The sequence below is a fragment of the Qipengyuania vulgaris genome, from assembly GCF_009827325.1.
GTDB lineage: Bacteria > Pseudomonadota > Alphaproteobacteria > Sphingomonadales > Sphingomonadaceae > Qipengyuania > Qipengyuania vulgaris.
Map to the genome: position 1 here is coordinate 679,380 of NZ_WTYC01000001.1, position 21,176 is coordinate 700,555.

General features: G+C 63.0%; 21 protein-coding genes. 18 read left to right on the forward strand and 3 right to left on the reverse strand.

Annotated elements, in window-relative coordinates; translation table 11 throughout:
* Positions 1-3 precede the first annotated feature (3 nt).
* From GRI69_RS03330 to GRI69_RS03405, 16 genes are read left to right on the forward strand one after another with little or no spacing between them, the layout of a single operon-like run.
* The gene (locus GRI69_RS03330; protein ID WP_006834209.1) at positions 4-573 is read left to right on the forward strand and encodes a type IV conjugative transfer system protein TraE; all 570 of its coding nucleotides are present in this window, start codon (positions 4-6) and stop codon (positions 571-573) included.
* Positions 570-1,385 (forward strand): type-F conjugative transfer system secretin TraK, encoded by an 816-nt coding sequence (locus tag GRI69_RS03335; protein WP_006834210.1) that lies wholly within the window; start codon positions 570-572, stop codon positions 1,383-1,385. The genes GRI69_RS03330 and GRI69_RS03335 overlap by 4 nt, the downstream gene beginning before the upstream one ends.
* Positions 1,385-2,701, forward strand: coding sequence for a TraB/VirB10 family protein (locus GRI69_RS03340; protein WP_006834211.1), 1,317 nt, complete (start codon positions 1,385-1,387; stop codon positions 2,699-2,701). The genes GRI69_RS03335 and GRI69_RS03340 overlap by 1 nt, the downstream gene beginning before the upstream one ends.
* The gene (locus GRI69_RS03345; RefSeq protein ID WP_160726842.1) at positions 2,698-3,582 is read left to right on the forward strand and encodes a DsbC family protein; all 885 of its coding nucleotides are present in this window, start codon (positions 2,698-2,700) and stop codon (positions 3,580-3,582) included. Before GRI69_RS03340 ends, GRI69_RS03345 begins: the two co-directional genes overlap by 4 nt.
* Positions 3,579-4,166, forward strand: a complete 588-nt coding sequence (locus GRI69_RS03350; RefSeq protein WP_050599560.1) for a hypothetical protein — start codon at positions 3,579-3,581, stop codon at positions 4,164-4,166. The genes GRI69_RS03345 and GRI69_RS03350 overlap by 4 nt, the downstream gene beginning before the upstream one ends.
* Positions 4,163-6,706, forward strand: a complete 2,544-nt coding sequence (gene traC, locus GRI69_RS03355; protein WP_066284723.1) for a type IV secretion system protein TraC — start codon at positions 4,163-4,165, stop codon at positions 6,704-6,706. Before GRI69_RS03350 ends, traC begins: the two co-directional genes overlap by 4 nt.
* The gene (locus GRI69_RS03360; RefSeq protein ID WP_050599558.1) at positions 6,703-7,083 is read left to right on the forward strand and encodes a hypothetical protein; all 381 of its coding nucleotides are present in this window, start codon (positions 6,703-6,705) and stop codon (positions 7,081-7,083) included. The genes traC and GRI69_RS03360 overlap by 4 nt, the downstream gene beginning before the upstream one ends.
* Complete coding sequence (locus GRI69_RS03365; RefSeq protein ID WP_228135197.1) at positions 7,076-7,462, forward strand: type-F conjugative transfer system protein TrbI; 387 nt, start codon at positions 7,076-7,078, stop codon at positions 7,460-7,462. Before GRI69_RS03360 ends, GRI69_RS03365 begins: the two co-directional genes overlap by 8 nt.
* On the forward strand, positions 7,459-7,980 hold the full coding sequence (locus GRI69_RS03370; RefSeq protein WP_050599556.1) for a S26 family signal peptidase: 522 nt from the start codon (positions 7,459-7,461) through the stop codon (positions 7,978-7,980). Before GRI69_RS03365 ends, GRI69_RS03370 begins: the two co-directional genes overlap by 4 nt.
* Positions 7,977-8,615, forward strand: a complete 639-nt coding sequence (gene traW / locus GRI69_RS03375) for a type-F conjugative transfer system protein TraW (RefSeq protein ID WP_082835680.1) — start codon at positions 7,977-7,979, stop codon at positions 8,613-8,615. The genes GRI69_RS03370 and traW overlap by 4 nt, the downstream gene beginning before the upstream one ends.
* Entirely contained in the window at positions 8,612-9,625 is a 1,014-nt protein-coding gene (traU, locus tag GRI69_RS03380; protein ID WP_050599555.1) for a conjugal transfer pilus assembly protein TraU, read from the forward strand. Before traW ends, traU begins: the two co-directional genes overlap by 4 nt.
* Positions 9,622-10,374, forward strand: a complete 753-nt coding sequence (trbC, locus tag GRI69_RS03385; RefSeq protein WP_050599554.1) for a type-F conjugative transfer system pilin assembly protein TrbC — start codon at positions 9,622-9,624, stop codon at positions 10,372-10,374. The genes traU and trbC overlap by 4 nt, the downstream gene beginning before the upstream one ends.
* On the forward strand, positions 10,371-12,104 hold the full coding sequence (locus tag GRI69_RS03390) for a conjugal transfer protein TraN (protein WP_067695815.1): 1,734 nt from the start codon (positions 10,371-10,373) through the stop codon (positions 12,102-12,104). The genes trbC and GRI69_RS03390 overlap by 4 nt, the downstream gene beginning before the upstream one ends.
* Positions 12,101-12,931 (forward strand): conjugal transfer protein TraF, encoded by an 831-nt coding sequence (locus tag GRI69_RS03395; protein ID WP_230833605.1) that lies wholly within the window; start codon positions 12,101-12,103, stop codon positions 12,929-12,931. The genes GRI69_RS03390 and GRI69_RS03395 overlap by 4 nt, the downstream gene beginning before the upstream one ends.
* Positions 12,921-14,357 carry a conjugal transfer protein TraH gene (locus GRI69_RS03400; protein WP_160726843.1) on the forward strand — a complete coding sequence of 479 codons (1,437 nt, stop codon included), beginning with the start codon at positions 12,921-12,923 and terminating at the stop codon, positions 14,355-14,357. The genes GRI69_RS03395 and GRI69_RS03400 overlap by 11 nt, the downstream gene beginning before the upstream one ends.
* 12 nt (positions 14,358-14,369) lie before the next feature.
* Entirely contained in the window at positions 14,370-17,081 is a 2,712-nt protein-coding gene (locus GRI69_RS03405) for a conjugal transfer protein TraG N-terminal domain-containing protein (protein WP_067695821.1), read from the forward strand.
* Here the strand turns inward: GRI69_RS03405 and GRI69_RS03410 are convergent, their stop codons facing one another.
* Positions 17,082-17,285 carry a hypothetical protein gene (locus GRI69_RS03410; protein ID WP_320181559.1) on the reverse strand — a complete coding sequence of 68 codons (204 nt, stop codon included), beginning with the start codon at positions 17,283-17,285 and terminating at the stop codon, positions 17,082-17,084.
* A gap of 149 nt (positions 17,286-17,434) precedes the next feature.
* On the opposite strand from GRI69_RS03410, the gene GRI69_RS03415 reads away from it, so the two are divergent.
* Together GRI69_RS03415 and GRI69_RS03420 are read left to right on the forward strand one after the other, a co-directional pair.
* Positions 17,435-17,794, forward strand: coding sequence for a helix-turn-helix domain-containing protein (locus GRI69_RS03415; protein ID WP_067695826.1), 360 nt, complete (start codon positions 17,435-17,437; stop codon positions 17,792-17,794).
* A complete protein-coding gene (locus GRI69_RS03420; RefSeq protein WP_067695830.1) occupies positions 17,791-19,089 on the forward strand; it encodes a type II toxin-antitoxin system HipA family toxin in 1,299 nt (432 codons plus the stop codon). Before GRI69_RS03415 ends, GRI69_RS03420 begins: the two co-directional genes overlap by 4 nt.
* A gap of 228 nt (positions 19,090-19,317) precedes the next feature.
* Here GRI69_RS03420 and GRI69_RS03425 read toward each other — a convergent pair whose 3' ends face one another.
* Together GRI69_RS03425 and GRI69_RS03430 are read right to left on the reverse strand one after the other, a co-directional pair.
* Positions 19,318-20,022 carry a hypothetical protein gene (locus GRI69_RS03425; protein ID WP_157075203.1) on the reverse strand — a complete coding sequence of 235 codons (705 nt, stop codon included), beginning with the start codon at positions 20,020-20,022 and terminating at the stop codon, positions 19,318-19,320.
* Between the two features lie 9 nt (positions 20,023-20,031).
* A complete protein-coding gene (locus tag GRI69_RS03430) occupies positions 20,032-21,168 on the reverse strand; it encodes a hypothetical protein (protein WP_067695838.1) in 1,137 nt (378 codons plus the stop codon).
* Between the last annotated feature and the right edge of the window lie 8 nt (positions 21,169-21,176).

Consider the following 21,176-nt stretch of genomic DNA (forward strand, 5'->3'; position numbering starts at 1 on the left):
ACCATGCGAGCAGAATTCGCGCACGAACAGGCGCAGACCTACCTGCGGCAACGCAACCGCTTTGCCGTGCTGGCAGGTGTCCTGGGCCTGACCACGCTGGTCAGCCTCGGCGCCGCGGTCACCCGCGACGAGCAGGTTGTGTTGGTGCCGATCACCTCAGAGCGGATCACCGTCTCGAGCGGCGGGATCGACGCGCCCTATCTCGAACTTGTCACCCGCGACACGGCACTGATGCTCCTCAACCGGGCGCCCGAAAGCCTCGATTACTGGATGACGAACATCCTGAAGCTCGCCGATCCCGCCGCGCACGGCCGCCTCAAGGCCGAGCTCGTCCAAATCGTCGAGGAACAGCGCGGCTCGGACATCAGCCAGGCCTTCGTGATCGCGGAAATGCACGTCGACCCCAAGGCCCTGACCTCGACCGTCACCGGCACGCTCAAGACCTTTGTCGGCACGCAGGTGATCGCGAGCCAGCGCCGCTCCTTCCGTTTCCGCTGGTCGAAGCGTGGCCTCAGCCTTGCGCTCGCCGGCTTTGAGCAACTTCCCACCGACAAGGAGGAACCCGGCCAATGAGCCTTCTCCCATCTCCCCTCGCTGCTGCGCTTGCCGGAACCGGCCTTGCCTGTTTCGCGATCGGCGCGACAAGGCGCCCCGATCCCGGGCTCAAGCTGACCGGCCTCGCCGTGCTTGCCTTCGCGCTCGCGCCGGTCCCGGCGTATGCCGACCAATTCGTCGAAGCGGCCGACAACGCGACCATCGACTGCGAGCTCGCTCGCGGCGAACTCACCCGGATCGCGCTTATCGATGACGGCTTTGCCAATGTCTCGAAGATCGCGAGCGGTTTTCCCTACAATGATTTCCAGGTGACGCACGAGCCAGTGCGCGGAGACATCTATATCTCCGTGCCCCCGCAATTTGCCGCTGCCCGGGTCAGCTTCTTTGCGACCAGCAAGGCGGGCTACGTCTACAAGTTCGCCTGCCGTCTCGGCGGCGAGGAAGCGACCCAGCTCTTCATCACCAATCCCGCGCTCGCTAAAGCCGCGGCCACCGAATGGGAGACCGAGACCGGTCCCGAGGACGCCGCGATCCGCCTGATCGAGGCGATGGCGAGCGATGCCGTCCTGCCCGGATTCACTGCCCGCGCCGAACTGTCGGCTCCGCGCCGTACCGGCGGGATCGAGGTCCAGCTGGTCGCCGAATACCAGGGCGATGAACTTACCGGACAGCGCTTCCTCGTACGCAACCTCGGCCAGGAAAGCCTTGCGCTTGGCTCCGAGCGCGAAGGTGCCGCAGGCGCGCTCGCTTTTGCCTATGGCCGCGATGCACTCGCTCCCGGTGAAGCGACCAGTGCCTTCCTAGTCTTTGCCAAGGGAGGACTCGACTGATGGCCGAGGCACCACAGAAGGACGCCGGAAAGAGGCCTCTGCCGGGCTCGCCGGAAGCGCGAGAAAGCGGACGGCGCAACCTCAATTCGCAGATCGCGCAGCGCCAGAAGATGCTGCTCGCCGGGATCGGGGCCATCGCGCTCATCGGCGGCGGCATGTTCATTTTCGGCGGCGACGGCGACGAGGCTGGCACCGATGCCAATGGTGCGGCGACAATCGACACCGGCGGCCTCGTCAATCGTAACCTCTCGCAGCGCGAGTTCGTCGCGAGCTACGGTAACCGGCTCGATGCACAGGGCCGCGCGATCAAGGATCTCCAGCAGGCCCAGCTGCCGCGCCCCGAGATCGAACAGGAGCTCGAAGCCCTGCGCAGCGAGAACGCGCAGATGCGCTCCGACGGCCAGGCGGCGATCGACGCGATCTCGGCCGAGAATGCCAATCTGCGATCACAGCTGAGCGAAGCTGCGAAGGCACCTGCCGCCGCGCCGCCACTGCCACCGCCACCTGCCTATGGACCCGGCGTCGGCACCGGCGGAGCTGTCCAGCCACCGCAAGGAGCGCCGGAAACGCAAGGCGGACAGCTCAGCCTGATGAGCTTCAGCGCGGAGACGGGCAAGGACGGCAAGCCGCGTGCGGCAGAGACTGCGCCAGCCTTGTTGCTCGAAGCGAGCCGCGATTACCTTCCGCCCAACAGCTACGCACCGGCAACGGTCATCGTGGGTGTCGATGCCTCGACCGGCGTTGCCAGCCAGAGCGATCCGCTTCCCGTGGTGCTCCGGATCACCGGTCCGGCCCGCTCGGTGATGCGCGGCAACAAACTGCTCACCACCGATATCACCGGCTGCCTCGTCAATGGCGCGGCGCGCGGCGATCTCTCGGCGGAGAAGGTCTACGTCAAGCTGGTGCGCATGACCTGCGCGCAGCCCGGTGGGCGCTTCGCGGTGAGCGAGGTCAAGGGGTTCATCTCCTTCGCCGGAAAGTCGGGCGTGCGCGGCCGCGTGGTCAGCCGCGAAGGCAGCCTTGTCAGCCAGGCGCTGCTCGCCGGGATTGTGGGCGGCTTCGGCCGCGGATTTTCCGCCAACGCCAACGGCATTTTTACCGGCCAGGTCGGCGCCAACGGTCAGCGCGAGGCGCTGTCGCCGACCGACATCCTCGCCGGTGGCTTTGGCCAGGGTGCCGGCGAAGCCGCCGACACCGTCAGCCGATACCTCATCGAACGCGCCGAACAATACCAACCCGTCGTCGAGATGCCGACCGGCATCGAGGTCGAGATCGTCTTTCTCGACGGCGTCCACGTCAGGAGCCCCTCCAAATGAACTACAATAACCACCGGCCGGGCCTGAAGGCCCGCGCCGCCCACCTTGCCATCCACATGTCTCTGGCCCTTTCGAGCGCCGCCGCCGTGCTGACGCTCGGCGTCTCTGCCGTCACTGCGATGCCTGCGAGCGCCGCGGGCATGGCGAGCGATGTCGCGCAGGCGCTGAAACTGCGGCTGCCCAAGACCCCGATCGATGCGATCAGCTGCGACACGCTCGGGCCCTGGTGCGAAGTCGTCTCGGGTGACACGCTGTTCTACATCGACGAGACCGCCCGCTACCTGTTCGTAGGCCGTCTCTACGACATGGAAGAACGGCGCGACGTCACTGCCGCCCGCCTGCTCGAACTCAATCCCGATCTGCTCGCGGCCGGTGCGGCGCGCGTAGCCAGTGACGCGCCGGCGGGACGCGACGAAACGCCTGTCCAGGCGGGTGCCAGCCATGTCGACCTCTCGTCGCTTCCGGCTGCCGGCGCGATCCACTGGGGCAACCTCAAGGGCGAACGCCTGGTCGTCTTCTCGGATTTCCAGTGCGGGTATTGCCAGCGCCTGACCGCCGAACTCGCCAAGGCCAAGGTTCATGTCGAAGAGCGACCGATCTCGATCTTCGGCGCGGCAAGCCGCAAGATTTCCGAGGCGGTGCTGTGCGCTAAGGATCCGGCAAAGGCACTCCATGCGGCCTATTCCGGCCAGGCTCTGGCGACTGATAAGACCTGCAAGGAGGCCAAGGCACTCGATGCCAACGAAGCCTTCGCGAAGGCCAACGGGTTTGCCGGAACTCCGGTCATCGTGCGCGCCCGCGATGGGGCGGTGCTTCATGGCTACCGCGATGCCGCGGCGATCCGCCGCTTCGTCGCCGAAGGCAAGGGAGTGGCGCAATGAGCCGGCTTCCAATCCTTCGCGCCATGGTGCTCGCTGCGCCGCTCCTCCTGGCCAGTGGCTGCGCCAGCCTCGGCGGCAACGTCAAAGGCAGCTTTGCCTGCCGGGCTCCGGAAGGGACCTGCGCGCCGACTTCCGCGATCGATGCCGGGGCGACCGGCATTGAAAAGGCTGACACGGTTGACGCGCATCGGACGGTGACCCCGACCGGCGAAGCGGTTCGTCGCCTGCTGGTCGTGCTGACAGGCTACCGTGACGCGGCGGGCCGCGACCATGAGGCGCGCGTCGTTCACCTGACGCTGCCCGAACAGGCAGGGACAGGCTGGCGCACGCCGCAGGGCCGCCGCGAAGTCCTGCGCTCGCTGGCATCGACTATTGCCGCGACGCGCGAGAGCAACCCCGCAACCGATTTCCAACCGCCAAAAATCCAAGAGGCAGACACATTGCCGGAACAGCTGTTCATCCCCTCGCAGCCCGTTCCGGCGATGCCCGGCGCTGACGCGCCGGAACCCGGGGGACCTGGCTCGTTTTCCCCTCCCCGCGAGCCGGTCCCCCAACCTGACATGACCGAAGGAGAGAGCCAGTGACGCTATCCCTTGCTGCCGCGCGCGACGCACTCTCGCGGGGCCTGTTTGCCGACACGGCTCGGCCCGAAAAGCCGCGGGCGCATTTCGGGCTCGATATGCTCTCGGACTGGCTGCCCTACCGGGTCTATGACGAGGGGGCGAAGCTCTACCGCAACGCCCGCTCCAAAGGCTTCGTGCTCGAAGTCACCCCGCTGATCGGGGCCGACGAACGGACCGGCGAGATCCTCGGTCAGTTCTTCTCCGAAGGCCTGCCGCAGGGCGCCTGCCTCCAGGTCCTGAACTTCGCATCTCCGCGGATCGGCAGCGTGGTCGGCCCCTGGTTCGCTCCGCGCTACGAGCAGGGCGGGATCTACGAGGCCATCGCCAGAGCGCGCACCAGGCGCCTTTACGATCTCGTCTGGAGCTCGGGCTCGGCGCATGCGCCGTTCCATGCTCGCAACGTCCGGCTGATCGTCTCGCTCGGCGTGCCGGTGCCCGGAAGCGTGACCGACGCGGAACTTTCGGAATGCCGCGAAGGGCTGATGGGCATGCTCCACTCGCTCGGACTGCACGCGCAGGAGCTGCGTCCGGGCGGCCTCTTGGCGCTGATCGACGAGCTCACCTCGCCGACTACCGCGCACGAGACCGATATCCATGCGTGGAACCCGCACGATACGCTTCAGTCCCAAGCGATCCGCCGCGACATCGAGCTCGAGGTCGGCGACGATCGCCTGATCCTCAGGACCGAGCGCTTTCGCGAGACGGGCCGCGACGAGGAGGGCAATCCTGAAGTCGGCGAATGCTATCCCGACCATTTCGATGTGCGGCACTATGCCGTGCGCTCTACCCCTGAGCGCTGGGCACCTTGGGAATGCGCGCGGCTCATCGGCGACATGTTCACCGACAAGCTGCGTTTCCCCTGTCCGACGGCAACCATGCTGTGCCTGGTCTACCCCGACCAGGAAGCTGCTTCGGCGCGCGCGGGCTTCAAGTTCATGCGCACGACCAGTCTCAGCCAGACCAAGAGCGCGCGTTTCTTGCCCAAGCTTGCCGAACAGTCGGCCGAGTGGCGCCACGTCCAGGCCGAACTCCAGGCTGGCAAGAAGCTCGTGAAGCTGTTCTACGGGCTCACCAGCATCTCGCCGCTCGGCCAGGGCGACGCGCATGAACGCATCATCAAGGCGATCTACAAGGCGGCGGGCTGGGACCTTGCCGACGAGCGCTTCCTCCAGCTCCAAGGCCTCGTCGCTGCCTTTCCCCTGTGCCTCGCCGATGGCCTCGCCGACGACATGGCGCGGTTGAAGCGTCTCAAGACCATGCTCTCGACGACAGCGGCACATATCGCGCCGATGCAGGGCGAATATCTCGGCGGCGTAATCCCGCACCTCCTGCTCGTTGGCCGCCGCGGCCAGCCCTTCTGGTGGTCGCCATTCGAGAACGGTGCCGGCAACCACAATATCGCGATCTGCGGCAAGTCGGGTTCGGGCAAGTCGGTGCTGCTGCAGGAACTCTGCGCCGCCCTGCGCGGCGCCGGTGCCAAGGTCGTGGTGATCGACGACGGCCGCAGCTTCGAGCATTCGGTCAAACTGCAGGGCGGACGCTTCGTTGAGTTCACGCTCGCCTCGGGCTTTTCCCTGAACCCCTTCTCGATGGTCGACGATGCCCGCGCACACGAAGACGAGGACTACCGCCTCGACTGCTTCGCCATGATCAAGGCAATCATTGGCCAGATGGCGCGTCCCGGCACCGCGCCGAGCGATACCGAGCGCGGGCTCATCGATCGGGCCGTGACCGCGACCTGGGAGGCACTCGGCAGCGGCGCATCGGTCGACGATGTCGCGCATGCGCTCCATGGATCGGAAAGCGAGGCGGGCCGCGATCTCGCCACCGCGATCGCGCCCTTCTGCCGCGGCGGCAGCTACGGCGGGTTCTTTGCAGGCAAGGCGAGCTTCGCGCTCGACGATGATTTTACCGTCTTCGAGATGAGCGATCTCGCAAGCCGCGAGGAACTGCGCAGCGTCGTCCTTTCGGCGATCATGTTCATGACCAGCCAGGCGATGACCCGCTCGTCGCGAGCAACCAAGAAGCTGCTGCTGATCGACGAGGCCTGGGCCATGCTCAAGGGCGGGTCGATGGGCGAGTTCGTCGAAACCTATGCCCGCACTGCCCGCAAGTACGGCGGCGCGCTCGCCACCGCGACCCAGTCCCTCAATGATTATTACAAGTCCGACGGCGCGCGCGCCGCGCTCGAGAATAGCGACTGGATGCTGGTACTTCAGCAGAAGGCCGAGACGATCGCCGATTTCAGGGCGAACGCGCGGCTCGACATGGACGACCGCACCGAGACGCTGATCCGCAGCCTCAAGCGTTCGGGGACCGAGTACAGCGAGGTCTTCATCAAAGGCCCCGAGACCGAGGCGGTCGGTCGGCTCGTGCTCGATCCCTTCTCGGCGACGATCTACTCCTCCGATCCCGACACCTATGCGGCGATCCAGGACTGCGAGCGGCGCGGGCACAGCCTCGCCGATGCCATCCGGATCGTGGCGGGAGGCGGACAATGATGGTCTCGCATCTCGTCGACCGGACCCCTCCGGCCAATCTCCGCAGCCTGCTGCCGTTCCTGCAAGGGAGCTGTTTCGTCCTCATCGAGACCGCGCGCTTTGCCGCGACTTCACTGCTGATCGTGCTGGGATTGCCGCTCGCGCTGTTCCTGTTCGTTGCGGGCTGGGACCTTGGCGGCCTCTTCACCCAGCTCGCCAATCTGTCGGACCGATATCTCGAAGCCGACGGGCTGCGCCGCAGCCTGTTCAGCCAGGACCTCAAGGGCTGCTTCCTCGCCCTCGCTGGCGCTGTGACGCTGTTTCGCATGCCCCGCTTCCTGAGGCGGCTTGCGGCCGATCTCGACAACCATCCGGCCCGGGAGGCTAAACGTGACTGAGACGCGCAGACTACCATCCTTCAATCGCCCGCTGTTGCTGAGAATTCTCGGCGTGCTCGCGCTCGTGGTCGCATTACTCTGGGCAGCCTGGGTCAGCCGCGAACTGTCGGAGCCGCGCCAGCAGATCGTCACCGTCCGGCTTGCCGAGACCATCGCCGCATTCGTCGATGCCGAAGCGCGCGCAGAGCAGGATCCCGAAGCCAGCCAGGCGCGCGTGCTCGCCTTCCTTCAGGCGTCCGAGCGCGCTGTTGCGGAAATGGGGGCCGATGGCCGCGTGGTGCTGGTCGGCGAAGCAGTGCTCGCGGGCGATGCCCCCGATGCTACCGATGAACTGCGCGTGCGGATCGCTCGCCAGCTTGGGCAGGGAGGCGGCCAGTGACGCGCTTTGCCTCTCGTTTTGTCCGCACGCTCAAACGACCGCTCGTCCTGACCGGTCTGGTGCTGCTGCCACTTGGATGGGGCGCGGTCGACGCCTTCGCGAAAGACCATGCCTTCCTCATCAATGCCAGCCCGAGCCTGCCCAACTGGGCCTTCTGGCTCGACAAGCATGCGCGGATCGAGCGCGGCAGCCTGATCTTCTTCGAGCCGCCGGCGAGCAGACTCGTCGAAGCGCATTTCGGAGAAGGCGCGCAGCTCTTCGGCAAGCGGGTGTTGGGCGTGCCGGGCGATGTCGTGAGCCACCGTGGCCACGAGGTCTTCATCAACGGCCGCAAGATCGCCGCGCGGCTCGATGAGACCCGTCTCGGCATTGCGCTTCACAAGGGCCCCGAAGGCCCGATCCCCGACGGCTGCTTCTACACCGGGACCAGCCATCAGCGCGGCCTCGACAGCCGCTACGCCGAGATCGGCTTCGTCTGCCGCGGCCAGATCCTGGGCAGCGGGAGGGCGATCCTGTGAGCAAGCTCATCCTCCCTGCAGCGCTACTTGCAGTCCTGCTCTGCCCTGCCGAGGTGCTGGCGCGCGACTATGGCCAGCGCGGCACGGTGTTTCCCGTGATCGAGCGCGACCTCCTCGAGCAGATTCATTCGCGCCTGACCCAGATGGAACGTTCGGGGGAGACCGCGCGGCTCAATGAAGACCTGAAGCGCCGCACGATCGCGCGCGTGAACCGGCCCGACCCCGTCGCCGGAATCGTCCGGGCCAGCGAAGCCCGTCGCTGGCAATTTGATCCGACGATCACGCTCGCTGCCGATATCCGCGGGGCAAAAGGCGAGCTGATCCATGCCGCTGGCACGAGGGTCAATCCGCTCGACAGCGTGCAGCTACGCGCCGAACTTCTCTTCCTCGACGGCGACGATCCCGACCAGCTCGCCTGGGCGCTCAAGCAGGCCGCCAATGCCAAGCTGATCCTGGTGAAGGGTGCGCCGCTCGAGCTGATGAAGGCCCGCCAGCGCCGCTTCTATTTCGACCAGGGCGGCAAGCTCACGGAAAGGTTCGGGATCAGATCGGTGCCCGCACGCGTGCGCCAGCAGGGCCGCCTGCTCGAGATCAGCGAAATCGCGCTGCCACCGAAAAGGAGGACGGCCCAATGACGCACTTAAGAAAGCTGGCGCTCATGCTGGCCGCCATTCTTGGTCTCGCCACTGCAACGCCCGCGATGGCCGATGCCGGTCCGGGACGCTGCACCGGAAGCTTTGTCAACCCGATCACCGACATCTGCTGGTCGTGCCTGTTCCCGATCTCGATCGGCGGGCTGGACATCTGGCCCTCGAGCCGGCCCGATCCCGATAACCCCGACCTGCCGGTGTGCCTGTGCGGTCTGAGGCCCGGAATTGCGATGGGCTTCTGGGAGCCCGTGCGGCTTGCCGATGTCAGCATGAAGCCGTGGTGCTTCGTGAACCTCGGCGGCATGAAGCTCGATCCCGGCTTCGATATCGGCTTCCGCTCGATCTCGGGTCCATCAGCAGTGGGCGGCGCGAGCCAGTATTATTCGAGCTGGCACGTCCACTGGTATGCCTATCCGCTGATCTACTGGATGGAGATCGTCGCCGATTTTCTGTGCCTGGAATCGGGCTCGATCGACATCCTCTACATCTCCGAGATCGATCCGCTGTGGCAGGATTCCGAGCTCACCGCGATCATCAACCCCGAGGCCGTGCTCTTCGCCAACCCGCTGGCGCTCGCTGCCTGTGCGGCCGACTGCGTCGCCTCGACCGCGAAGCTGCCGATCGACGAGATGTTCTGGTGCGCGGGCTGCCAGGGGTCGATGTACCCGATGAACGGCAATGTCTCGGCCAGCATAGGCCACGTCCAGGCCTCGCGCCTCGTGCTTTCGCGCTTTGCCTACAAGCTCCACCGCGAACTCGTCTCGTGGGGGACGATGGGGTCCAAGGGCCTGTGCGGCAAATATTTGATGCCGGTGATGCGCAAGCAACAATACCGCTTCCAGGCCACCAACCCCAACCCGGCGACTTCGGGCCGTTACGCCTGCCCGCCCATCGGCGCCTCCACCACCTTTCAATCGGCCGGACAGGTCATTCCCGCCATCGGCGAAGACATGGGATACCTCGTCTGGCGCAAGCGGAACTGCTGCGCGCTATGAACAAGCACCTCCTCCTTTTGCCCGTCGGCCTTGCCGTCACTCTCGGTGGCCTCGCTCTCGCCCAGAGCGCGCCCGAAGGCATCGACCTTGAAGCGATCCGCGAGCGTGCGGCCGAACACGCCGACGATGCGCAGGCGCTCAGCACCAATGTCCGCCAACGCGCCGAGGCGCTGACCGAGGACGCACAGGCTATCCAGGCGCAAGCGCAGGCCAATCGCGCAGCCTATGCGGACAGCATCAAGGCAACCGAGACCGACGCCGTCCTCGACTTCGACGCCATGATCGCAGGGCAAGCCGCCGCAGAGAAGGCGTCGCTCGGGGGAACCCCGCGCTTCATTGCCTTTGCCAGCCTGTCGATGCCGCCCGAAGCGCTGAAAGCACTGGTCCACGACATGACCAGGGCGGGAGGCGTCACCGTGCTGCGCGGCTTCCCGCAAGGTAACAGCGAGGCATTCAAGAAGCGGCTCGCCGCCATCTGGAGCACCCGAGACGCGGCCGGTTCGCTCGGCATCGATCCAAGGCTGTTCCGCGCCTTCAACATCGAAGCTGCACCGAGCTTCATTATGCTGAGCACCGAGTTCAGTCCCTGCGACGGGTTCGATTGCACCAGCGAGGTGCCGCCGCACGACCGCATCGCCGGCAACATTAGCGTGGGCGAAGTCCTCGAGACCTTTGCCTCGGGCAAGGGTCCGGGCGCCGAACTTGCCCGCCTCCATCTGCGCCAGCTCTCCAGGGAGGAACGGCCATGACCGCCAAAACCCTCGCCCATCTCCTTGTGGCACTCGTCACCCTCACAAGCGCGGCTTCCATTCAGGCTCAGACCCGCGATGCGGCAAGGGCTGACGGGAAGTACTTTGCCACCGAGCTGCTGGGCGAAGCGCGCGAGGCAGCAACGACCAATCCCGACGCAGCACGCGTTCCCAATTTCGATCCGCAAGCGACGCGCGATCTGCAGGATCTTGCGCGCGATCCCGACCAGATCGAGACCCGCGCCCGCAGCGCCGCTACGACCAGCACGCCGATGCGGACGATCCGCGACAGCATGGCCAATCGCGCACGGTTCGAGCCGAACGAGATCGAGGACGTGATCGCGCGCAGCCTCGCCATCAACGAGACGCCGCTCGACTACACCAGCGGCATGGCAATTTCGGGCAGCCAGGGATCCTGCGTTCCGCTGCCGCCCGGTTCGGGCGCGGCGGGCACATATACCGCGACCTGCAATACGGGCACACGGATCGATCAGTCGGTTGGCCAATGCGCGGTACCACTCGTCGTCAGGGTCAGCCAGCAACCGCAGTATCATTACCTTTGCAGCCCATTGGGCAGCTTCAACCTATCAGGTGAGCCGGACTGCGAAGAGTTTTCGGGCGCTCTTTGCCGGGTGACCGGGCACCGCGATGGTCCTTGCTTGCAGTGGGGTTGGTCCGGTGGTCGCAAGTGGTGCACCGAGCCGGGCGATCCGCTTACCGAGCTGACCTGCGACGAACAGGTCGCAGGTCAGACGCCCTACCGCATTGCCAACGCTACCACCGTTACCACGACCCCGGACGAAAGCCAGTGCACAGGTTTTGCGGACAATAGCGATTGCACGCTGGACGCAGAGATCTGCACCGATACCGATCCGCAGACCCGCGTGGTCGATGGCGTCTCTGTCACAAAGCCCTGCTGGGAATGGCAGAGGAGCTACACCTGCATCGCGCGCGAAGCGGCGACCGATTGCTCCGACATCGAAAGCCAGGGCAGCTGTCGCTTTGTTCGCGAGGAATGCCTCACCGACGAAGACCCCTGCGAGACCTGGGAGCGCATCTACGAGTGCCCGCTTCCCGGGACCGACAGCTCCACCCAGTATGTCTGCGACGGCGATGTCTATTGCATCGACGGCAGCTGCGAGACGATCCAGCGCACCGCGAACGACGAGTTCAAGGATGCCGTCACCGCGCTCCATGCGATGGACGAGGCCCGCGGGCAGTTCGATCCCGAGACGCTGACGCTGTTCCGCGGCACGCGCAACACCTGCTCGTCCAAGGTCTTCGGCGTGCTCAACTGCTGCAAGGGCAAGGGTTTCCCGCTCATCCCCGGCATCAGCCTGCTGGTCGCGCTCGGCTGCAACCGCGAGGAAGTTCTGCTCCACGAACGCGATGCGCAGGGGCTGTGCGCCTACGTGGGGACCTATTGTTCGGACAAGTTCCTCGGCGTCTGCCTGACCAAGAAGAAGGTCTACTGCTGCTTCGAGAGCAAGCTCTCGCGGATCCTGCAGGAACAGGGTCGCCGCCAGCTGCGCAAGCCCTGGGACAAGCCCAAGGAAGAGCAGTGCGAGGGGTTCACGCTCGACGAGTTCGCCCGGCTCGACCTCAGCCAGATGGATTTCAGCGAAGTCTATGCCGAGTTCACCGAGGCTGCACGGCTCCCCGACGAGCTCGAGACCAGCATCCTCATCCAGCAGAAAATCGAAGATTATTACGCAAGGAGTGGCCAATGACGCGCCGCCAATCACTGCCGATGCTGGCCCTCCCAGCACTGGCCATGATTCTCGCTGCACTGCTCCCCGTTCGGGCAGCCGCCCAGGAAGCGCGCCAGGCAAAGCCAGCTGCTTCGGCAGACAGCCTCTACTGCGAGCAGCGCAGGCTCGGCTACTGGTTCTATTGCGTAAAGCCGGTGCCGGCAGACGAGCCGCAGATGGCGCAGCCACCAGCCCAGGTGACCGCCACGCAGGAGCTGGACGCGGTCACGGGGGAACTGCGCGAACTCAAGGCGCGCGCGATCCTCTATCCGACGCCGGAAAACGTCACCGCCTATATCCGCTTCCAGCGTGCCCAGCTCGACCGGGCTTCGCTGTTCTCCGATGTCTGGCAACGCGCGATTTGGCAGGATCCCGAGCTCGACTACACGCTCGAACGACCGGTCGGCGCACTCGCCAAGAAGCAATGGCAGGACGCGCGCGCTGCCGACCGCGACGCGGTGATGGCCAGGCTCTCCGAACGCTATGGACTGTTCTACTTCTTCGCCCAGACCTGCGGCGCCTGCGAAGTGATGAGCCCGATCGTGCGCTCGGTGGCGGACCGCTGGCATATCACGGTCCGGGCGATCTCGACCGATGGCGGGCCGTCCAGGCACTTCCCCGACTACAAGGTCGAAAGCGGCCAGCGGCCCCGCATGGGGCTCGAACCCGGCATCACCCCGGCGCTCGTGCTTTGGGACAGCGTGGCCAGGCGCCCGATCCCGATCGGATACGGCGTGCTCTCGGCCGACGAGCTGCAGGACCGCATCTACCTCCTCACCTCGAAGGAAGCCGGACATGATTACTAGCATCCGCAATGCGGCGCTCACCATAGCTGCCGCCAGCATGGTCGCGTCCCCCGTCGCCGCAAACGTCGGCGACAGCATGGACCGCTTCATGGACGACATGGGCGCTGCGGCCAATGTCACCGGGCCGAGCGCATTCGAAGGACAGTCGGCGGGCTATTACAGCCTCGGCAATGTCTGGACGCGCTTCCCGCAGAAGACGACCAGCATCGCCAACCTCCAGCTGCCGCGTGCCCGCGCAGGTTGCGGCGGCATCGATATCTTCGCCGGGTCCTTCTCCTTCATCAACGCGAGCGAGATGGTCGCGCTGTTGAAGGCCGTCGCGAACAATGCGGTGGGGTTCGCCTTCAGCCTCGCGATCGATACCGTCTGCCCCGAGTGCTCAAAGATCATGCAGGAGTTCAGCCAGAAGGCGCAGCTCATGAACAATCTCTCGATCAACTCCTGCGAGATGGCGCAGGGGCTGGTCGGCGGCGTCTGGCCCAAGGGCGATCTCGCCGACAAGGCGATCTGCGAAGCGATCGGCAATTCCGAAGGTATCTTCACCGACTATGCTGCCGCCAAACACGGTTGCGGCACCAGGGGTCAGCGCGCCTCGACCAATGAGAGCGCCGGCGCCGACTATGCCGACGTCAATCCCGGTGTACCGCGCAATTACACCTGGCATGTCCTCAAGCAGAGCGCCTTCTTCAACCCTGGTGGCACCTTCGACCGCGACCTCGCCGAGTATGCGATGACGCTCATCGGCACGGTGATCTACGTGCCGCCCCGCGATGACGAACCAGGCAAGTTCGTGCCTTTCGCAGGCGATGCCTCCTCGACGCTGGTGACCGCGCTGCTCGACGGGACGCAAGGCCAGTCGGTGCGGGTGTTCCAGTGTGACGAGCCCGACCAGTGCCTCAACCCCACTTTCCAGCAGATGAGCCTCACGAGCGCGAAGGCCATCCGGCCCCGCGTTGCCCAGCTCATCGGCAGCATGGTCGAGGCCATCCGCAGCGACACAGCGATCGGCGACGAGGAGAAGGAGCTGCTCCAGGTGGCATCGGTGCCGCTCTACAAGATCCTCACCGTGCAGGCGGCCTATGGACGCGGGATGGCAACCGACGACCGCGACACGCTGGCCGAGATCGCCAGCATCGATCTTCTCTATGCCATCCTCGAACGCATCACAGCCGAGGCCGGACGCTCGATGGCGAGCTTCATTGCGGCCGATGAAGCGAAACTCGCGATCTGGCGCGCTCAGGTCGCGGAAGTCCGGTCAAGCCTCGCCCAGAGGCAAGCGACCGGACAGGCGCGGGTCTCCGCGATCATGCAGATCATCGAGAAGACCGCGATGATCGAGAACATGCTCGCCGCCTCGATGTCGCCATCGATGGCCGCCGCGCTCGACTGGTCGCGCGGGATGCAGTCCCGCTCCATCGTTCCATAAGGGTGAGGCAGCATGGTCGAGATTTTCACGGTCGGCGGCGGCGAGTATATCGTCAATGTCCTCAATGCCGTTGCCGCCTGGACCGGAGCGGGCGGCTACAAGAGCCTGATTCAGGTCGCGCTGGTGATGGGCATGGTGCTCGCGGTCATCGTGGTCGCGTTCAACCAGGACTGGCGCGCATGGCTCAACTGGTTCCTCGGTGCGACGCTCATCTACATGTGTCTGATGGTGCCGCGCATGGACGTCCATGTGACCGACCGGGTCAATCCAAGCCTTGCACCGGCAACGGTGGCCAATGTTCCGCTCGGGCTCGCCCTGATGGCAAGTTTCACCAGCCAGGCGGGGGACTATCTGACCCGCTCGGCCGAGCTCGTCTTCGGCTTGCCGGACGACCTCAACTACTCGAAGAACGGCATGATCTATGGCGCGCGGCTGCTTGAATCGACGCGGAGCTTGCGCATTTCCGATCCGGAGTTTGCTGCGAACTTCGACGAGCATGTCAGGCAATGCGTGTTCTACGATCTGCTGCTCGGCCGCTACTCGATGAAGGAGCTGTCCGAGAGCGATGATATCTGGGCGACGATCGCACCCGGCAGCGCGGCGCGCGCGCAGAAATTCCTGACCCGGCAGGCCGACGACAGCGTGACGGCCTCGATCATCACCTGCCGCGAAGCCTACACCGCGCTTTCGGGGCAATGGGCGAGCCTCATTGACGAGATGACGCTTGTCGCGGGACGCCAACTCTATCCGCGCCAGACCGAAGCGCTCGCCAAGGCCAAGCTCATGGCCGACCTCCCGATTGCCTATCAGTATCTTACCGGCATCTCGCGCAGCGCGAGCGACATTTTCCGCCAGGTGTTGACGATCAATGCCATGAACCAGGCCATGCACGGCTTTGCAGGGGCGAGCGGCACGGGCAGTATCGACGTCTTCGCGCAGACCCGGGCCGATATTCAGACCGAGCGGACCTATTCTTCGATCGCGCACAACGCGATGAAATGGGTCCCAATCCTCAATGTCGTACTGACGGTGGTGTTCTACGCGCTGTTCCCTGTCCTGTTTCCGCTGTTCCTGATGCCGCGGACCGGACCCATTGCATTGAGAGGTTACGTCACCGGCTTCTTCTATCTTGCGGCGTGGGGACCGCTCTTCGTCATCCTGCACATGATCCTGATGTTCAAAGGCGCGGGCGATGTCGCCGCCGCTGGCGGCAGCACGGGCCTCAGCCTCGCGACCTTTGCTGGCATGAGCGACGTCAACAGCGATATCGGCATCTTGGCAGGCTATCTTGTCGCCTCGATCCCGTTCCTTGCCGGCGGCGTGGCGCGTGGTGCGCTGGCGATTTCGGGCCAGGCAACGAGCTATCTCAACCCGAGCCAGAATGCAGCCGAGGAAGCCTCGCGCGAAGCGAGCACCGGCAACGTCTCACTCGGCAACTCGAGCATCGACAATTCGACAGTGTTTTCCCGCCAGTTTGCGCAGGGCAATCTTGCCCCCAACATTGCCTATGGCGCGGCACAGACGCGGGGATTCAGCGACAGCGGCACGCAGACGACCAGCTTCCCCGATGGCGAGTTCGCTGCAGTCCCGAATTCAAGCTATCCGTTCACGCCGACGCTCGGGCAGGACTTCACGGGCCGCCTAGGAACGATGGCGAGCCAGAGCCGGACGCAGAGCGAGACCTATGCCAACCTCGCCCAGCAATCGACGAGCTCTGCGCTCACCCGGTTCAGCGAGATCCGCAACGCCTACAGCCAGGGTCAGAGCTCCGATACTGTCAGCGGCGTTGGTACGAACGACAGCATCGGCACGGCATTCAGCGAAGTCGACAATGCCTCGAGGACGCTCCAGCAGCAGTTCGGCCTGTCCCGGCGCGCGTCAGACGACATTACTATTTCTTGGTTCCTCAACGGCGAAGCAGGAGCCGGAGCAAAGGCCGAAGGTGGAGTACTAAACGCGCAGGCGGGCGTCCGCGGTGGCCGAAATCAGTCGTGGACCGACAGCGATATCGGGATCGCCTCGGAAGATCGCGGCAGGATAATGGGTACGCTGCGGCAGCTTTCGGATAGCCGCAACTGGTCGAACACGCGTGAAGGCTTCCTGCGCGAGACGAGTTCGAGTTCGGTATCGCAGGTGTCAACCAGCTCGTCGGGTCTCAGCCGATCGCTGACCGAAGCCGAAAGCTACACACGAGAGGCGCGTCGGGCCGAAGAGGTGGCCAGCCGCCTCGAGAACCAGGCCAGTTGGTACGAGGCCAATAGTGCCGCAGGCACGCTAAACCTGAGCCAGGCTTATCGCGAATGGGGCATGGCCGAGATCGAAGCCAATCGCGACTATTACGGGCCGGTGCGCTTCGACGACATCGAGTTCCAGATGAGCGCGCGCGGCCAACAACTGCAATCGCGGTTTGTCGAGAGCTATGCTGATCGCCTACAAGACGACATCGAAGCCGACCTTTCGCTGCCGGACTTCGCTCCTGTCAGCCGCCCCGGGATCGGAAGTGCTGGGCAGGTACGCGCAAGAGGAGCCGTGGGCTCTGCGGGTGGTCCCTCAATGCCCGATGCTCCTGATCGGTCTGACATCACGGATGAGGTCGAGCGGGTGCGCCGACAGGGTCGTGGCAGGATCGGAACCGTGCGAACTTATCTTGATCGCCAAACGGAAGGCGCCACGGGCGCGAGTGAGGAAGCTGCAGACGACGTCAAAGAATGGGGCAATAGATAGCTACAGCACGAAATCCTGCAGGATGACGAACACCGCAAATGCGACGACGACCAGCCCAAGTAGCCAGAGTCCGCGTCGTTCCCAAGGATCTGCTAGAGCCTTCTTCCAGCTGTATTCCATGCGCCGATTTTCGGAGATGGCACGGTCGATCTCTCGCAGGCCCTTCCAGTCCGTCTGGTCGTTTTGCTCCTTCTCGTCATCCATTTCCATCACTCCGACCTAAATAAAGTAGCAAATTTGATGCATTATCGGGCATAAGCCAATTTACGTCTCGATATTGACACATTAAATATCATCACGTAAAGACGCAAAATCGCTACACAAAGCTCCATAACGGAGATAATGTCTCGATAATGCCACATTATGATTCACCAGATCTGCGTCCGCTCTCGGTGCTGCTATCCGACCTCGGGAAGCAGATCGAAGCATATCGCATATCACGCAATCTCAAGCAGGCCGAGCTTGCGGAAATGGCAGGTATCTCGCGTTCAACGCTCGCCCGCCTGGAAGCCGGTAATGGCGGGACCATCGATAGCCTCGCCAGGATAATGCGTGCGCTCGACATTGAAGACCGCCTGCTGGATGTCATGCCGGACGCCAAGCTGAGACCGCTCGATCCCCGGTCCGACACCGGCAAGGCGCGGCAAAGGGTGCGCAAGTCTTCTGAAGGTGAGGCTGGCGAGGAATGGAGCTGGGGTGACGAGGCCCCATGACGCGTGCGGTAGTCAATCTCTGGGGTCGTCAGATCGGCGCCGTCCTGTGGGATGAAGATCGCGATGTCGGGGTTTTCGAATACACTCCGGAATTCAGTCGCAGCGGCATCGAAGTCGCTCCGCTCACAATGCCATTACGAAGCGGCGTCTACGATTTTCCCGCGCTGAATTACGAGACCTTTAAAGGGCTACCGGGCATGCTGGCAGACAGCCTGCCCGACAAGTTTGGTAACGCGCTGATCAATCGCTGGCTTGCCGAGCAAGGCCGCACAGCCGACAGCTTCGATCCGGTCGAGCGCCTTTGTTATACCGGTCGCCGAGGCATGGGTGCGCTCGAATTCGAGCCCGCTACCGGTGAGCGCCGTGAACAGGGTCGGCCGGTCGATATCGCTCCGCTTGTCGAACTCGCCAACAGGGTCATTGCCGCGCGTGAAGAACTGGCCGGTGTGCTCAAGGGTGAAGATGATCATCGCGCACTTCAAGAGATCTTGCGCGTCGGCACCTCTGCTGGTGGCGCCCGGGCCAAGGCCGTCCTCGCCTGGAATGAGGAGACCGGAGAATTCCATTCAGGGCAGCTGACTGCAGGGCCCAGGTATACGCAATGGCTCGTCAAGTTCGACGGCGTGTCGGGCAGTGCCGACAAGGAGCTAGCCGATCCGATGGGCTTCGGCCGACTTGAATACGCTTGCTATCTGCTAGCCCGAGAGGCCGGCATCGACATGGCTCGTTCTCGTCTGCATGAAGAAGGCGGCCGGGCGCATTTCATGACACAGCGTTTCGACCGCACGCCTGATGGCAAGAAGCTTCACATGCAGTCGCTTTGCGCAATGCGCCATTTCGATTTCAACCTCGCTCGCGCATACAGCTACGAGCAGGCGATCGAGACCATCCGCATGCTCGGTCTCGGCCGCGAAGCGATTAAGGAGCAGGTGCGCCGCGCGCTGCTCAATATCTTCATCCGCAACCAGGACGACCACACCAAGAACATCGCATTCCTCATGGATAGCTCGGGTCGCTGGAGCCTCTCGCCCGCATTCGATGTCGTCTATGCCTACAATCCTGACGGGGACTGGACCAACGAACACCAGATGTCTCTGGCCGGAAAGACTGACGGCTTCGAGCTTGATGACTTGCTAGCGTTCGGCAAGTTCGCTGACCTGAAGGCAGGTGAGATCAGAAACATGATTGCCGAAATCAGATCCGCAATCAGCCTTTGGGACAGATTTACGGACTTGGCGGGTCTTTCGAAACGACTCTCTGCGCGTGCGAAAGCCGGATTCCGAGCCGAACTATAATGAAAATTGCACACTGAAAGTGATCCGAGACCAGGACTCACGCCAGTCCTTGCGGCTAAACTACTGTGCGGTGTCATCGCGGCTTCCAAGGTGATAAACTTGGGATCATCTCCGTCAGTTCGATTACACATCGTGGCATACCGACTAGACTTTGGAGAAGCTGTAGGTTGATTTTCAAAACGGCCACCGCAATTGGCATGCAAAATTGAATCTTTGGGAGTGCTGTCTCTAGGTTGGCCAGAAAACAGCGCTTGTTAGCTCCACGTACTCCTGACGATCGAAGTCCGCTGGTTCGACGTTCTGAAATATATTCAGAAATGCCTCCGCCTCGACGCTTTCTGGTTCAATGTATTGAGAGATCGCCCCAGTACAGCGAGAGCATGCCGCTGACAGGATCGGGATCAAATTGGCAAACATACGGTCCACTTCGTAGCTGTGAGCAAGACACCAATCCTCGAAGCGGTCCGCAGCAATGGCTTCACGCCCCGCAGCAACAGAATCCGCGTACTTGGCTGATTGCAAATCTAGAATTGCGCGGATGTCAGACCAGCTGACATAGTGTTCAGCGAAACTTCCACCATCTTCGCTTTCACCTGCTTCGAAATTGATCAGCAGATAGTCTCTGGGATGCTCTTCGGCTCTAGCCCGTCGATAAACGCTTCGAAGCCCGTTGGCTTGGTTATGGTGTCGAGCGTTTCTCAGTCGCAAGACAAATGCGCACAAGGGGTCATCGTAGAAATTGAAAGCTTCCGGCGCTTCCAATTTCACTGCGTCATAAAGGCCATGGAATGCATTCAGAATCCCATCGATTGCGTGGTCTAGATTGCCGACGGCTTCTGGTGCATCGATCAGAAAAAGTTGGCGAAAGCGAAGATGCTGTTCGGCAAAAACTCGAAACGCTTGGGCTAGAGTTTCGAAGCGATCTGAGATCATAGAATGGTGCTACTTAAAGGGTGTGATGGCTGGATCGGAGCCGCCGAACGTGAATTCGATCCAATCATCGTTATCGTCCTCGCCGCCAGGAATCACCTCAATCTTTGTCGGAAGCCTCCCGTTCGCGAACGGCAGTTTGAATGGATTGCCACGTTGAAGTTCTGACATACGATCCACACTGATTTGGCCAGTGAGAACCTCCATAATCATGCGAGAGCTCAATCTGACATTATCGCCTGACATTTTGCAGCCTCCATGGTGCCCCCATCCATAATCTGCTTCGATCGCCCTTCGTGCAGCATTGACTGGCATGTCTCGGGGATAAGGGAAGTTTCGCATCATCGAACGAAAGGTCGTGTCGAGATCGCCAGCAATCTTTAATGCGTCTTGCGTGCGCAGCATTGCAAACATTTGCCGGTCGTAGCCCTCGGCGGGATGCCAGCCACGTCTCTCCTCACGAACGCTAATCGCCAAAACGAAGTCTACCGAGCTGTTCTGCCGCAAGAAATCGCGTGTCAGAGTATCCATGAGATCGATGCGATTGCCGAAGCCACCATCGGCCATAGTGGCGCAATCCGCATCGCAGATGATTATCCCGGTTAAGGCATCCACCCCCTTCAACTGCGGAACCTTCGATCTCAGCGCCTTATAATAGGGGTTCCGATTTTTGATGCTTGGGCGGTCATATGAGGCATAGCCGCCGCTACTGTAGGGGCTCTTGGCCGGATCAATACTGACTGAAATTTCAGTTTCCTCGTCCACAATGTCTACGCGGATCGGACACTGCCCAGAGCGGTGCTGTTGCCTTATCTCAGGCTCGATGGCTGTCTTGAAGTATTGGCGCAGGCTTGACCGATTGGGCATCTGCAAGGTCGTTTGCTCGCCTCGATCCTTTCGCTCTCGACTCGATCCTATTCGGATATCCACTCCGCCTATTGGCATTCCGAGCTTGGTTTTCAGACTTTCAACCAGATTGCTCAGATCTTCATATGGATTTTTCTTGTCGAGCCCCGCGTCGGATACGGTAGTCACGTCTGCTACAAACGATATGCCTAGGCCTGCGTACTCGATATCGGGATTTTTGCCGTTCACCTGCTCCGCTTCAACAGCTACCGACCCGACTTGATTGAGGCCGTGTACAACCATGAGTTCAT